We start from the raw sequence: 14,150 nt of genomic DNA, 5'->3' as shown, positions 1-14,150 counted from the left end.
ATGGTCAGTGCCGTCTTCCATTCCCCGCTCGAGGCCAGCCAGCCGCCGCAGGCCGTGGCCAGCGCCCCCTCCTCCGCTGCCGCGGCTGCACCGGCTGCCCCCGCCGCGCCGAGGTTCGATGCCCGCGCGCTGTGGCTGGCCGTGCTGCCGCCGGTGCTCGGCGTCGGCCTGCTGGTGGGCGCGTGGGCGCTGCTGACGCAGGGCAGTACCACCTTCCCCACGCCCTGGGCCACCTTCCAGGCCGCCGCCAAGCTCTTCGCGGACCCGTTCTACAGCAACGGCCCCAACGACCAAGGCATCGGCTGGAACATCCTGTTCTCGCTCGAGCGCGTAGCGGTGGGCTTCGGCCTGGCGGCGCTGGTGGGCATCCCGCTGGGCTTCCTGATCGGGCGCTTCGAGTTCCTCAGCCGCATGGTCAATCCGCTGATCAGCCTGCTGCGGCCGGTGTCGCCGCTGGCCTGGCTGCCGATCGGCCTGCTGGTCTTCCAGGCGGCCAACCCCGCCGCCATCTGGACGATCTTCATATGCTCCATCTGGCCGATGGTGATCAACACCGCCGTGGGCGTGCAGCGTGTACCGCAGGACTACCTGAACGTCGCGCGCGTGCTGAACCTGAGCGAATGGAAGGTCATCACGCGCATCCTTTTCCCCGCCGTGCTGCCCTACATGCTGACGGGCGTGCGGCTGTCGGTGGGCACGGCCTGGCTGGTCATCGTCGCCGCCGAGATGCTCACCGGCGGCGTGGGCATCGGGTTCTGGGTGTGGGATGAGTGGAACAACCTCAACGTGCAGCACATCCTGGTCGCGATCTTCGTCATCGGCATCGTCGGGCTGCTGCTGGAGCAACTGCTGGTGGCCGTGGCAAAGCGCTTCTCGTTCGACCACTGATCCCCGGGAGCACACCATGAACGCTTTCATCCAGGTGCAGCAGGCCGAGATGGTCTTCGACACGCGCAAGGGCCGCTTTCATGCGCTGCGCGACATCGACCTTGCGGTCTCGCAGGGCGAGTTCATCACGCTCATCGGACACTCGGGCTGCGGCAAGTCGACGCTGCTCAACCTGATCGCCGGGCTCACCCGCCCCACCAGCGGCGTGCTGCTGTGCGACGGCCGCGAGATCGCGGCGCCCGGCCCCGAGCGGGCGGTCGTCTTCCAGAATCACTCGCTGCTGCCATGGCTCACTTGCTTCGAGAACGTCTACCTCGGTGTCGAGCGCGTATTCGGCGCCAGCGAACGCAAGGCACAGCTGCAGGCGCGGACCCAGGCGGCGCTGGAGCTGGTCGGCATGGGCCACGCCGTCGGCAAGCGGCCGCACGAGGTGTCGGGCGGCATGAAGCAGCGCGTGGGCATCGCCCGCGCGCTGGCGATGGAGCCCAAGGTGCTGCTGATGGACGAACCCTTCGGCGCGCTGGACGCCCTCACCCGCGCCCACCTGCAGGACGAGCTGCTCAAGATCGTCGCGCGCACGAAGAGCACCGTCGTGATGGTCACGCACGACGTCGACGAGGCCGTCCTGCTCTCCGACCGCATCGTGATGATGACCAACGGGCCGGCGGCCACCATCGGCGAGATCCTCGACGTGGAACTGCCCCGCCCGCGGGACCGCGTGGCGCTGGCCGAGGATGCACGCTACGTGCACTACCGCAAGGAAGTGCTGGACTTCCTCTACACCCGGCATGGCCGAACCGACAGGATTGCGGCCTGAAAACCGCATTAATGAATCTTTGATCATTGTCTTTCATATCTAACATCCGGCCATCCTGATACATCGGCGGGAGGATCGGATGGGTGCTGAGACGGCGGCGGGGATGCAGGGCATCCCCCTGTCCCCCCTGCTGGCCGCCTACGCCTTCGTGGGCGCGTACGTGGCGGTGGCCATCTGCCGCAGCCTTCCGTTGCGGCCCGGCCAACGCGCAGGCTGGGCTCGCTGGGGCGGCGCGCTGGCCCTGGCGACGAGCGCCTGGTGCGTGCACTTCATCGCCATGGCCGGGCTGCCCGCACAGCCGGCCTACGAGCCCTGGCGTGCGCTGGCTGCGCTGATACCCCCCGTGCTGTGCGGCGTGGCCGCGCTGGCCTTGCAGCGCCCCGGGGCGCCCTCCGCCCCGCTCCGCTTCGCGCTCGGCGTACCCGTGCTCGCCGCCGGCCTGGTGGCCGTACCGCTGCTGGGGATCCATGCCGCGGCGGGTGCACAGCCCGGAGCGTGGCGTATCGCGCCCGCGGGCGTCGCCGCTGCGTGCGCGACTGTCGCCGCCCTGGTCTACCTCGGTGTCCACACGAGCGGTGTTTTCCGGCAGCGGCCGACGATGCCCCGCTCGGCGCTCGGCGCCCTCGCATTGGCCCTGGCGATGCTGGGCATGGAGATCGCGATGCTGGCGGCGGCGCAGTCACCGCAGTCAGCCGAGCCGCACACGGGCTGGACGATGCACGGAGACAGCACCACGGCGCTGGCACTGGTGGCCGTGCCCGCGGTGTGGGCCCTGCTGATGGTCGCCGTCTCGCTCGAGCAGCGCTTTGGCCAGCTGCTCCAGTGCATGCGGGACGACCTGGCGCATGCCGAGACCACCGACACCTTGACGGGTTTGTCCAACCGCAGCCGCTTCGACGAGCGGCTGCAGGTGGCTGCGATGCGCGCCGACCGGCAACAGCAACGCGTGGCCGTCCTGTGCATCAACGTCGATGGCCTGAAGGCGATCAATGAATCCTTCGGTCCGCCGGCAGGCGACGCGCTGCTGCAGGCCATGGCCCGGCGCCTGCAGCGGGTGCTCGGCGCCAGCGACATGGCGGCACGCGCCAGCGGCGACGAGTTCCTGCTGCTGCTCGGCGGCAACCCGGACCGCGAGACGGCCGCCCGCGCCGCGGCCCACGTGGCGGCGCGGCTGGGCGAGCCGATGCTGCTCGACGGCCGCGAACTGGGCGCTTCCTGCTCGATCGGCGTGTCGATGTACCCGGAGGACGGCGCGATGTCGTCGCTGCCCACACGCGCAGCGGCCGCCATGCGCAACGCCAAGCGCAACGGCCGCGGCACCTACTGCTTCTTCGAGGCCCACATGCTGGAGGGCACGCGGGAGGACGTCGAACTGCTGCGCGACCTTCGCCGCGCCGTCGAGCGGCGGCAGCTGGCGCTGTTCTACCAACCGAAGATCCATGCCACCGGTGGCCATGTCACCGGCGCCGAGGCGCTGCTGCGGTGGCGGCACCCGGTCCGCGGCGTCGTCAGCCCGGCGGTGTTCGTGCCGCTGGCCGAACGGGCCGGCCTGATCGGCGCGCTCGGCCATTGGGTGATCGAAGAGGCCTGCCGGCAGATGCAGGCGTGGCGCCAGGAAGGCATGCGCATGCGGGTGTCGATCAACCTGTCGGCGCATCAGCTGCGGCAACCGGACCTGGTGCGCCGCATCCGCGAAGCCCTGGTGCGCCACCAGGTCGACCCGGCGCAGCTCACCTGCGAGATCACCGAATCGGCCGCGATGGACGACACCGGCACGACGCTCGCCATCGTGCACGAGCTGGTGGCCGCAGGGGTGCAGCTGTCGATCGACGACTTCGGCACCGGCTATGCCAGCCTCAGCTACCTGCGGCGCCTGCCGGCCTCCGAACTGAAGATCGATCGCAGCTTCGTACACGACCTGGAAGCGGCGAGCGACGCCTGCGCCATCGTCGATGCGGTCATACGGCTGGCTCACTCACTGAGCTTGAAAGTGGTGGCCGAAGGCGTCGAGACGGAGTCCCAGCGGGCGATCCTGTGCCGGCTGGGCTGCGACGAACTCCAGGGCTACCTGTTCGGCAAGCCGATGGTTCCGCGCGTGCTGGCCACCTGGGCGCGCGATGGCGAGGCTCCTGGCCGGCCGGCACCCACGAAAAGCAGCCGGTATGGCTCTTGCTTGCAGTGAACGCGACACCGGTCGGTGTCTGTCTATCTCCTCAGCAGGGCCACGAGCAGCCCGTTTTGTCCAACCTCCCGTTCAGCGGGAGGTTTTTTTTTGCCCGATCGAGGGGCGGGCGCACCAGGTTGCAGCGCAGGCGCATCAGTGCTTTTCGCGCGCGTGGTTGATCGTGTACTTGGGGATCTCGATCGTCACGTCCTGTGCGGCCAGGATCGCCTGGCAAGACAGCCGGGACGTGGGCTCCAGCCCCCAGGCGCGATCGAGGAGATCCTCCTCGCTTTCGTCCAGTTCGCCGAGCGAATCGAAGCCTTCGCGCACGATCACGTGGCAGGTCGTGCAGGCACAGCTCATCTCGCAGGCGTGCTCGATCTCGATGCCGTTTTCCAGCAGCGCTTCGCACACCGACGTGCCGGCGGGCGCCTCGATCGACCGGCCCTCGGGGCAGTACTCGGCGTGGGGAAGGATCTTGATGACAGGCATGGGGGCTTCGGGTCAGACGTCGTCGATGCTGCGGCCGGCCAGGGCCTGGCGGATGCCGCGGTTCATGCGCAGGGCCGCGAAGGCTTCGGTGCCGTGCGCCAGCGCCTCGACGGCCGCATCGATCTCGTGGTGGTTGTCCTGCGTGGCCGTCTCGACGGTGCGCTGGATCAGGTGGTCGATCTCAACACGTTCGGCATCGGAGAGCAGGTCGCCGTCGGCGGCCAGCGCCGAGCGCGTGGCCAGCACCATGCGCTCGGCCTCGACCCGCGATTCCCGCAGCGCCCTGGCCGCCATGTCGGTTTCGGCCTGGGCGAACCCTTCGCTGAGCATGCGCGCGATGTCGTCGTCGGCGAGGCCGTAGCTCGGCTTGACGGCGATGGCCGCCTCCACACCGGAATGCATCTCGCGCGCCGCCACGTTCAACAGGCCGTCCGCATCGACCTGGAAGGTCACGCGAATGCGCGCCGCGCCCGCCACCATCGGCGGAATGCCGCGCAGCTCGAAGCGGGCGAGCGACCGGCAGTCGCTCACCAGTTCGCGCTCGCCCTGGACGACGTGTATCGCCATCGCGGTCTGTCCGTCCTGGAAGGTGGTGAACTCCTGCGCCTTGGCGGTCGGGATCGTGCTGTTGCGCTCGATCACGCGCTCGACCAGGCCGCCCATGGTCTCCAACCCGAGCGACAGCGGGATCACGTCGAGCAGCAGGATCTCGCCGTCGGGCGCGTTGCCCGCCAGCTGATTGGCCTGCAGCGCCGCGCCGACCGCCACCACCTCGTCGGGGTTCACGTTGGTCAGGGGCTCGCGGCCGAAGGCCTCGCCGATGGCCGACCGCACGCACGGCATGCGGGTGGAGCCGCCCACCAGCACCACGCCCTGCACCTCCTCGCGCTGCACCTTCGCATCGCGCAGCACGCGGCGCACCGACGCGAGCGTGCGGTCGACCAGCGGCCGCGTCAGCGCGTCGAATTGCGCACGTGTCACGTCCACCGCCAAAGGGCCATCGGCCAACTCGGCGACGAGCCGGGCCTCAGGCGCGTCCGTCAAGGCCTCCTTGGCGGCGCGAGCCGCCACGAGCAGCGCGCGCTTGTCCTGCGCGCCCTGCACGCTGCGCCCCTTCTGCTGCAAGGCCCAGTCGGCGAGCGCGCCATCGAAGTCGTCGCCGCCGAGCGCCGCATCGCCGCCGGTGGCGACCACCTCGAACACCCCGCGTGCCAGGCGCAGCAGCGAGATGTCGAAGGTGCCGCCGCCCAGGTCGTACACCGCGTAGAGGCCCTCGCTGCCGTTGTCCAGCCCGTAGGCGACGGCGGCCGCGGTCGGCTCGTTGATGAGCCGCAGCACGTTCAGCCCGGCCAGCCGCGCCGCGTCCTTCGTGGCCTGGCGCTGGGCATCGTCGAAATACGCAGGCACCGTGATCACCGCGCCGAAGAGCTCGTCGGTGTCGAAGGTGTCCTCGGCACGCTGCCGCAGCGCGGCGAGGATCTCAGCCGAGACCTCCACCGGCGACTTCACGCCGTCTCGCGTCTCGAGCGACACCATGTCCGGCCGGTCGACGAAGCGGTACGGCAGCTTGCCGTGGCCGTCGATGTCGGCCAGCGTGCGGCCCATGAAACGCTTCACCGAGACGATGGTGTTTTCAGGGTCGTCGGCCTGTGCCGCGAGCGCGGCGGCACCGATGTGCCGACGGCCGCCCTCGAGGTAGCGCACCGCCGAAGGCAGGATCGCGCGGCCGGACTCGTCCGGCAGGCATTCCGCCACGCCGTGGCGCACCGCCGCGACGAGCGAGTGGGTGGTGCCGAGGTCGATGCCCACGGCCACGCGGCGCTGGTGGGGATCGGGCGCCTGGCCGGGTTCTGAGATCTGGAGCAGTGCCATAAGTACGCCTATTGTCCCAACGCGTCCAGCCTGCGGTCGATGTCCTGGCGAAAGCGCGCAACGAACATGAGGGCTCTGACCCGTTGCGCCGCCTGCAGGGCCTGCGCGCCGGCCTCGGGGCCGGCCGGGCCCAGCAGGGCGTCCAGTTCCCCGTGCAGCGCCGCCTGCGCCTCACGCACCTCGCGGTCGAGCGCCTCCACCTCGGCCACGCCGTGCGCATCGTCGAGCGATTCGCGCCAGGCCATCTGCTGCATCAGGAAGCTGGCCGGCATCGCGGTGTTGTTCTCGGCGTCGATCGGTGCACCCCGCAGCTCGCACAGGTAGGCGGCGCGCGCCAGCGGATCCTTCAGCCGGCCATAGGCCTCGTTGACCCGCACCGACCACTGCATCGCCACGCGCTGAGCAGCCGCGCCTTCGGCGGCGAAGCGGTCGGGATGCACCTCGCCCTGCAAACGGCGCCAGCGCTGGTCGAGGTCGGCGCGGTCGATCGCAAAACGCTGCGGCAGGCCGAACAGGGTGAAGTCGTCGTCGCCGAGGTTCATGGGCTCACCTGCTTCTCGTAGAAGACGCTCAGGCCGTTGTCGGGGTAGCCCCCGAACGGCCCGCGCCGCCGATAGCCGCAGCGCTCATAGAGGCGCACCGCGGCATGCTGGTCGCGGCCCGTCTCCAGCAGGGCATGGCCGACACCGGCCGGCGGCAGGGACTGCTCCAGCGCATCAAGCAATCGCTCGGCCAGGCGCTGGCCGCGCACCGCGGGGTCGACGTACATGCGCTTGATCTCGCCGTAGGGCCGGTCGGCAGTGTCCCGCTCGCCCGGCATGCGCCGCACCGCGCCGCAGCCGACGATGCGGCCGCCCTGCCAGGCGGCGACGAAATGCACCTGCGGCGCCAGCAGCGCCTGCACGTCGAGGATGTGGTTGTCCTCCGGGGCGTAGAGGCTCGCGAGGTAGGTGTCGAGCGCGTCGAGCAGCGCGACGACCTCGGGATGATCGGGGCGCGTCGGGCGGATCTGGATGTCGGTCACGGCCATACAGCAGGCATCGGGCAAAAAAAACGCGGCCGCCTCGGCAGCCGCGCGTCGCTTTCCACGGGCGTCAGACCCGGAAGGATTCCCCGCAGCCGCAGCGGTCCTTCTCGCGGGGGTTGTGGAACTTGAACCCTTCGTTCAGCCCCTCGCGGACGAAGTCCAGTTCGGTCCCGTCGATGTAAGGCAGGCTTTTCGGGTCGATCAACACCTTCACGCCGTGGCCCTCGAAGACCACGTCCTCCGGCGCGACGTCGTCGGCGTATTCGAGCTTGTAGGCCAAGCCCGAACAGCCGGTGGTCTTGACCCCCAGCCGCACGCCCACGCCCTTGCCGCGCCGGGCCAGATAACGGGAGACGTGCCGCGCGGCGGCTTCGGTGAGCGTGACAGCCATCGTCCCCGTCCTCACTGCAATTTCTTGCGGTAGTCCTCGACGGCGGCCTTGATCGCATCCTCGGCCAGGATGGAACAGTGGATCTTGACCGGCGGCAGCGCCAGTTCCTGGGCGATCTGCGTGTTCTTGATCGTCAGCGCCTCGTCGAGCGACTTGCCTTTGACCCATTCGGTCACCAGCGAGCTGGAGGCGATGGCGGAGCCGCACCCATAGGTCTTGAACTTGGCGTCCTCGATCAGCCCGGTGGCCGGGTTCACCTTGATCTGCAGCTTCATCACGTCGCCGCAGGCCGGTGCACCGACCATGCCGGTGCCCACCGTGTCGTCACCCTTGTCGAAGCCGCCAACATTGCGCGGGTTCTCGTAGTGGTCGATGACCTTGTCGCTGTATGCCATGTCCGTTCTCCTGAAATCTCAATGTGCCGACCACTGGATCGTGCTGAGGTCCACACCGTCCTTGAACATCTCCCACAGCGGGGAGAGCTCGCGCAGCTTGGCCACGCGGTCTTTCAGCGTGGTCACTGCGTAGTCGATTTCTTCCTCGGTCGTGAAGCGGCCGATCGTCATGCGCAGGCTGGAGTGCGCCAGTTCGTCACTGCGCCCGAGCGCGCGCAGCACGTAGCTGGGCTCCAGGCTGGCCGAGGTGCAGGCCGAGCCGGAACTGACGGCGATGCCCTTGATGCCCATGATCAGCGACTCGCCCTCGACGAAGTTGAAGCTGATGTTGACGTTGTGCGGCACGCGCTGTTCGGCATGGCCGTTGAGGAAGGTCTGCTCGATGTCCGACAGGCCGTTGATCAGCCGCTGCTGCAGCATGCGGATGCGCTCGTTCTCGGCGCCCATCTCTTCCCTGGCGATGCGGAAGGCCTCGCCCATGCCGACGATCTGGTGCGTCGGCAGCGTGCCCGAACGCATGCCGCGCTCGTGGCCGCCACCGTGCATCTGCGCCTCGATGCGCACGCGCGGCTTGCGGCGCACGTAGAGCGCGCCGATGCCCTTGGGGCCGTAGGTCTTGTGCGAGGCCAGGCTCAGCAGGTCGACGGGCAGCGTCTTCAGATCGATCGCGACCTTGCCGGTGGCCTGCGCCGCATCCACGTGGAAGATGATGCCCTTCTCGCGGCAGATCGCGCCAATGGCCGGGATGTCCTGGATCACGCCGATCTCGTTGTTCACGAACATCACCGAGACCAGGATGGTGTCGGGCCGCAGCGCGGCCTTGAACGCCTCCAGGTCGAGCAGGCCGTCTTCCTGGACGTCGAGGTACGTGGCCTCGAAACCCTGGCGCTCCAGTTCGCGCACGGTGTCGAGCACGGCCTTGTGCTCGGTCTTCACCGTGACGATGTGCTTGCCACGGGTCTTGTAGAACTGCGCCGCGCCCTTGAGCGCCAGGTTGTTCGACTCGGTGGCGCCCGAAGTCCAGATGATCTCGCGAGGATCGGCACCGACCAGGTCGGCCACCTGCTGGCGCGCCTTTTCGACAGCCTCTTCCGCTTCCCAGCCCCATGCATGGCTGCGCGATGCCGGGTTGCCGAAGTGCTCGCGCAGCCAGGGCACCATCACGTCGACCACGCGCGGGTCGCAGGGCGTCGTGGCGCCGTAGTCCATGTAGATCGGGAAATGCGGGGTCATGTCCATGGCGTGCTGCTGTGGGCGGGCCGCCGCCGGGCGGCGGGCCGGAGCCTCTCGAATCGAAGGGTTATTTGGTGAACGCGGAACCGAGCGCGAAGACGGAATTCGGCGCGGTGACCTTGATCGGCTTGACGACGGGCACGCTCGAGATGGCGCGCTTGACGGGCGCCTCCTCGATCGAGATGCCCTTGGCGATCTGGTCGTCGACCAGCTTCTTCAGCGTGATCGAGTCGAGGAACTCGATCATCTTGGTGTTCAGGCTGGCCCACAGGTCGTGCGTCATGCAGCGGCCCGAGTCGTCGCCCATGCAGTTTTCCTTGCCGGCGCACCCGGTGGCATCGATCGGCTCGTCGACCGCGACGATGATGTCGGCGACCGTGATCTCGTCGGACTTGCGGCCGAGTGAATAGCCGCCGCCCGGGCCGCGGGTGCTTTCGACCAGTTCATGACGGCGCAGCTTGCCGAACAGCTGCTCAAGATAGGACAAGGAAATCTGCTGGCGCTGGCTGATGGCCGCGAGTGCCACCGGGCCGTTGTTCGACCGCAGGGCCAGATCGATCATCGCGGTAACGGCAAATCGGCCTTTGGTGGTGAGACGCATTGATCACTCCTGTTGCTTCGGAATTCACCGGCGGGTAGTTCCGGCGGGATGACCAGGGGGGATAACCCTCGATTGATTCCGAGTGGGTTACTCAAGTATACCCTAAGTCGAGTATTTCGGTCGGCATTGCCGGCCGAAGTTCCCCGTGAGGGGTGAACACCCCGCCCTGCTACCGAGGCACCGCCGCGAGGCGCGCCCGGACGTGCTCGACGACACCGTCGCAGGCGTGCTCGACGAGGTCGAGCACGTGGTCGAAGCCGCCCGCGGGGCCGTAGTAAGGGTCGGGAACGACGCCCTCGGCGTTCGAGCGCTGCGGATCGGTCGCGTGCGACATCAGCAGCAGCACTTCGGCGGTGGCATCGGGCGGCCGCATCCGTCCGAGCGCCCGCAGGTTGTCCTGGTCCATCGCGAGGATCAGGTCGAAGCGCCGGAAGTCCTCCGCCGTCACCTGCCGGGCGCGCAGGCTGCTGAGGTCGTAGCCGCGTTGCAGGGCATGGCGGATCGCCCGTGCATCCGGGCGTTCGCCGGCGTGGTAGCCGGTCGTGCCGGCGGAAGCCACGGCCACCGCGCCGCCCAGGCCGGCCGCATCCAGCTTGTGGCGCAACACGGCTTCGGCGGTGGGCGAACGGCAGATGTTGCCCATGCAGACCATCAGCACCCGATAACGCGCCGCCGCGTCGAGGCGCCGGGCCTCGTGCTGCCCCAGCAGTGCCTTGGCCAGCCGGATCACCATGCGCCAGCGCCCTCCGCGTCCGCCGTCATCGCCTGCCGCCCACCGGCAGCGTCACCACGTTGCTGTCGTGGCCGGCCGCGCCGAACGCCTGCTCCCGCAGCAGCGCCAACTGGTCGCGCACCCGCGCCGCCTTCTCGAATTCCAGGCCGCGCGCATGCTCGAGCATCTGCTTCTCCAGCAGCTTGATGCGCTTGCCGAGGTCCTTCTCGCTCATCGCCTCGACCTCGGCCGCAGCCTGCGCGTTCTTCAGGTCGTCCTTCGCGGTCTTGTCCGAGACCACGCCGTCGATCAGCTCGCGCACCTGCTTCTTCACGCTGCGCGGCACGATGCCCATCGCCTCGTTGTGGGCGATCTGCTTGGCGCGCCGGCGCTCGGTCTCGTCGATCGCCCTGCGCATCGAGTCGGTGATGCGGTCGCCGTAGAGGATGGCCTTGCCGTTGAGGTTGCGCGCCGCGCGGCCGATGGTCTGGATCAGGCTGCGCTCGGCCCGCAGGAAGCCTTCCTTGTCGGCATCGAGGATCGCCACCAGCGACACCTCGGGGATGTCCAGCCCCTCGCGCAGCAGGTTGATGCCCACCAGCACGTCGAAGCTCCCCAGCCGCAGGTCGCGCAGGATCTCGACCCGCTCGACGGTGTCGATGTCCGAGTGCATGTAGCGCACCTTGACGCCGTTGTCGCTGAGGTAGTCGGTGAGCTGCTCGGCCATGCGCTTGGTCAGCGTGGTGATGAGCACCCGCTCGCCGATCTCCACGCGGTCGCGGATCTCCTGCAGCACGTCGTCGACCTGCTGCGCCGCCGGCCGCACCTCGACGATCGGGTCGACCAGGCCGGTGGGGCGGACCAGCTGCTCCACCACTTGGCCGGCGTTGCGCTTCTCGTAGTCGGCCGGCGTGGCCGTGACGAACACCGCCTGCCGCACCTTGCGCTCGAACTCGTCGAACTTCAGCGGCCGGTTGTCGAGTGCGCTCGGCAGGCGGAAACCGTACTCCACCAGCGTGGACTTGCGCGCCCGGTCGCCGTTGAACATGCCGCCGAACTGGCCGATCAGCACGTGCGACTCGTCGAAGAACATCACCGCGTCCTTCGGCATGTAGTCGACCAGCGTCGGCGGCGGATCGCCCGGCGCGGCGCCCGAGAGGTGGCGCGTGTAGTTCTCGATGCCCTTGCAGTGGCCCACCTCCTGCAGCATCTCGAGGTCGAAGCGCGTGCGCTGCTCCAGCCGCTGCGCTTCCACCAGCTTGCCGGCCTTGACCAGTTCGTCCAGCCGCCAGCGCAGCTCCTCCTTGATGCCCTCGATCGCGCGCAGCACGCTCTCGCGCGGCGTCACGTAGTGGCTCGACGGGTAGATCACGAAGCGCGGGATCTTCTGCCGGATCTGGCCGGTCAGCGGGTCGAACAGCGACAGCGACTCGATCTCGTCGTCGAACAGCTCCAGGCGGATCGCCAGCTCCGAGTGCTCGGCCGGGAACACGTCGATGCGGTCGCCGCGCACGCGGAAGGTACCGCGCGAAAAATCCGTCTCGTTGCGCGTGTACTGCATGCGGATCAGCTGCGCGATCGCGTCGCGCTGGCCGACCTTGTCGCCCACCCGCACGATGAAGCGCATCTGCGTGTAGTCCTCGGGCTTGCCGATGCCGTAAATGGCGCTCACGCTGGCCACGATCACCACGTCGCGCCGCTCCAGCACGCTCTTGGTGGCCGACAGCCGCATCTGCTCGATGTGCTCGTTGATCGAGCTGTCCTTCTCGATGAACAGGTCGCGCTGAGGCACGTAGGCCTCGGGCTGGTAGTAGTCGTAGTAGCTGACGAAGTACTCGACCGCGTTCTTCGGGAAGAACTCGCGGAACTCGCTGTAGAGCTGTGCCGCCAGCGTCTTGTTCGGCGCAAAGACGATCGCAGGCCGGCCCAGCCGCGCGATGACGTTGGCCATCGTGAAGGTCTTGCCCGAGCCCGTCACGCCCAGCAGCGTCTGGAAGGTGAGCCCGTCGTTCACGCCCTCCACCAGTTCGGCGATCGCCTGCGGCTGGTCGCCCGCCGGCGGATAGGGCTGGAACAGCTGGAAAGGTGAGTCGGGGAAGCTGACGAATTCACCCGCTGGCGGGGTGGCGGCTTCGGTTTCCGCCAATGCGGTCATGGGGCCATCTCCTAAAATGACGGGCGCCGTCAAACGGCCGCGCCGGCCAACCCCGCAGGGTACAGCAGCACGGCGGCGCAGGTTTCAGCCCGAACAGGTCGGGCCTTTTCAGGAAAACACAATGTCGCTCTTCGCCTCCATCGAAATGGCCCCCCGGGATCCGATCCTGGGACTGACCGAACAGTTCAACGCCGACCCGAACCCCAACAAGGTCAATCTCGGCGTCGGCGTCTACTACGACGACAACGGCAAGCTGCCGCTGCTGGCCTGCGTGGCGGCCGCCGAGAAGCAGATGGTCGAGGCGCCCAAGGCCCGCGGCTACCTGCCCATCGACGGCATCGCGCAGTACGACAAGGCCGTCCAGGGCCTGGTGTTCGGCGCCGAGAGCGAGGCCGTCAAGTCGGGCCGCGTCGCCACCGTGCAGGCGGTGGGCGGCACCGGCGGCCTGAAGATCGGCGCGGACTTCCTCAAGCGCCTGAGCCCGTCGGCCAAGGTGCTGATCAGCGATCCGAGCTGGGAGAACCACCGCGCGCTGTTCACCAACGCCGGCTTCGCGGTCGAAGCCTACCCCTACTACGACGCCGAACGGCGCGGCGTCGACGTCGACGGCATGCTGGCCGCATTGAAGGCCGCCCCCGCCGGCACGGTGGTCGTGCTGCACGCCTGCTGCCACAACCCGACCGGCTACGACATCACGCCCGCCCAGTGGGACAAGGTCGTCGCGGTCGTCAAGGGCAACAACCTCGTCGCCTTCCTGGACATGGCCTACCAGGGCTTCGGGCAGGGCATCGCCGAGGACGGCGCGGTGATCCAGCAGTTCCTGGCCGCCGGCATCGATTTCTTCGTCTCCACCTCGTTCTCGAAGAGCTTCTCGCTCTACGGCGAGCGCGTGGGCGCGCTGTCGGTGGTGTGCGAAAGCGCCGAGGAGGCGTCCCGCGTGCTGAGCCAGCTGAAGATCGTCATCCGCACCAACTACTCCAACCCGCCGACGCACGGCGCGCAGGTGGTCGCCACCGTGCTCACCACCCCCGAGCTGCGCCGGATGTGGGAAGAAGAACTCTCCGGCATGCGCGCGCGCATCAAGCTGATGCGCACCGCGCTGGTCGAGAAACTCGCCGCCGCCGGCGTGAAGGGCGACCTGTCCTACATCACCCGGCAGCAGGGCATGTTCAGCTACTCCGGCCTGAACAAGGACCAGATGGTCCGCCTGCGCAACGAATTCGGCGTCTACGGCATCGATTCCGGGCGCATCTGTGTCGCGGCGCTCAACAGCCGCAACATCGACGCGGTGGTCTCGGCCATCGCCAAGGTGGCGTGATCCAAACTCACCCGCACTGAAAAGGCCCGGCTTGCCGGGCCTTTTGCGTTGTACGGCGCTGTCGCATAGGTGACAGCATAGGCCG

General features: G+C 68.5%; 14 protein-coding genes. 4 read left to right on the top strand and 10 right to left on the bottom strand.

What is annotated here, in order from left to right; genetic code table 11:
- The 3 genes from ntrB (at position 1) to V4F39_RS16745 (ending at position 3,887) form a co-directional block, all read left to right on the top strand.
- On the top strand, positions 1–888 hold the full coding sequence (gene ntrB / locus V4F39_RS16755; protein ID WP_332290851.1) for a nitrate ABC transporter permease: 888 nt from the start codon (positions 1–3) through the stop codon (positions 886–888).
- A gap of 16 nt (positions 889–904) precedes the next feature.
- On the top strand, positions 905–1,705 hold the full coding sequence (locus tag V4F39_RS16750; RefSeq protein ID WP_332290850.1) for an ABC transporter ATP-binding protein: 801 nt from the start codon (positions 905–907) through the stop codon (positions 1,703–1,705).
- A 79-nt stretch (positions 1,706–1,784) separates the two neighbouring features.
- Positions 1,785–3,887 (top strand): putative bifunctional diguanylate cyclase/phosphodiesterase, encoded by a 2,103-nt coding sequence (locus tag V4F39_RS16745; RefSeq protein WP_332290849.1) that lies wholly within the window; start codon positions 1,785–1,787, stop codon positions 3,885–3,887.
- Positions 3,888–4,022: 135 nt separating this feature from the next.
- On the opposite strand, the gene fdx is transcribed toward V4F39_RS16745, so the two are convergent.
- The 10 genes from fdx to uvrB all read right to left on the bottom strand — a co-directional run bounded on the left by fdx (position 4,023) and on the right by uvrB (position 12,747).
- Positions 4,023–4,361, bottom strand: a complete 339-nt coding sequence (gene fdx / locus V4F39_RS16740) for an ISC system 2Fe-2S type ferredoxin (protein ID WP_332290848.1) — start codon at positions 4,359–4,361, stop codon at positions 4,023–4,025.
- Positions 4,362–4,373: 12 nt separating this feature from the next.
- Positions 4,374–6,233: a Fe-S protein assembly chaperone HscA gene (hscA, locus tag V4F39_RS16735; RefSeq protein WP_332290847.1), complete on the bottom strand. Its 1,860-nt coding sequence runs from the start codon at positions 6,231–6,233 to the stop codon at positions 4,374–4,376.
- 8 nt (positions 6,234–6,241) lie between these two features.
- The gene (hscB, locus tag V4F39_RS16730; protein WP_332290846.1) at positions 6,242–6,775 is read right to left on the bottom strand and encodes a Fe-S protein assembly co-chaperone HscB; all 534 of its coding nucleotides are present in this window, start codon (positions 6,773–6,775) and stop codon (positions 6,242–6,244) included.
- Positions 6,772–7,263, bottom strand: a complete 492-nt coding sequence (locus V4F39_RS16725) for a GNAT family N-acetyltransferase (RefSeq protein WP_332290845.1) — start codon at positions 7,261–7,263, stop codon at positions 6,772–6,774. Before V4F39_RS16725 ends, hscB begins: the two co-directional genes overlap by 4 nt.
- Before the next feature lie 64 nt (positions 7,264–7,327).
- Entirely contained in the window at positions 7,328–7,651 is a 324-nt protein-coding gene (iscA, locus tag V4F39_RS16720; RefSeq protein WP_332290844.1) for an iron-sulfur cluster assembly protein IscA, read from the bottom strand.
- A gap of 11 nt (positions 7,652–7,662) precedes the next feature.
- Entirely contained in the window at positions 7,663–8,046 is a 384-nt protein-coding gene (iscU, locus tag V4F39_RS16715) for a Fe-S cluster assembly scaffold IscU (RefSeq protein WP_332290843.1), read from the bottom strand.
- A gap of 18 nt (positions 8,047–8,064) precedes the next feature.
- Positions 8,065–9,285 (bottom strand): IscS subfamily cysteine desulfurase, encoded by a 1,221-nt coding sequence (locus V4F39_RS16710; RefSeq protein ID WP_332290842.1) that lies wholly within the window; start codon positions 9,283–9,285, stop codon positions 8,065–8,067.
- A gap of 61 nt (positions 9,286–9,346) precedes the next feature.
- On the bottom strand, positions 9,347–9,880 hold the full coding sequence (gene iscR, locus V4F39_RS16705; protein ID WP_332290841.1) for a Fe-S cluster assembly transcriptional regulator IscR: 534 nt from the start codon (positions 9,878–9,880) through the stop codon (positions 9,347–9,349).
- A 169-nt stretch (positions 9,881–10,049) separates the two neighbouring features.
- Positions 10,050–10,532: a low molecular weight protein-tyrosine-phosphatase gene (locus V4F39_RS16700; protein ID WP_332291544.1), complete on the bottom strand. Its 483-nt coding sequence runs from the start codon at positions 10,530–10,532 to the stop codon at positions 10,050–10,052.
- 106 nt (positions 10,533–10,638) lie between these two features.
- Entirely contained in the window at positions 10,639–12,747 is a 2,109-nt protein-coding gene (uvrB, locus tag V4F39_RS16695; protein ID WP_332290840.1) for an excinuclease ABC subunit UvrB, read from the bottom strand.
- A 121-nt stretch (positions 12,748–12,868) separates the two neighbouring features.
- On the opposite strand from uvrB, the gene V4F39_RS16690 reads away from it, so the two are divergent.
- The gene (locus V4F39_RS16690) at positions 12,869–14,065 is read left to right on the top strand and encodes an amino acid aminotransferase (RefSeq protein ID WP_332290839.1); all 1,197 of its coding nucleotides are present in this window, start codon (positions 12,869–12,871) and stop codon (positions 14,063–14,065) included.
- The last annotated feature ends 85 nt before the right edge of the window (positions 14,066–14,150 follow it).

Source organism: Aquincola agrisoli (genome assembly GCF_036621135.1).
Classification (GTDB): Bacteria; Pseudomonadota; Gammaproteobacteria; order Burkholderiales; family Burkholderiaceae_C; genus Aquincola; species Aquincola agrisoli.
The sequence above is the reverse complement of the archived record's forward strand: the minus strand, read 5'-3'. Positions and strand labels throughout refer to the sequence as shown.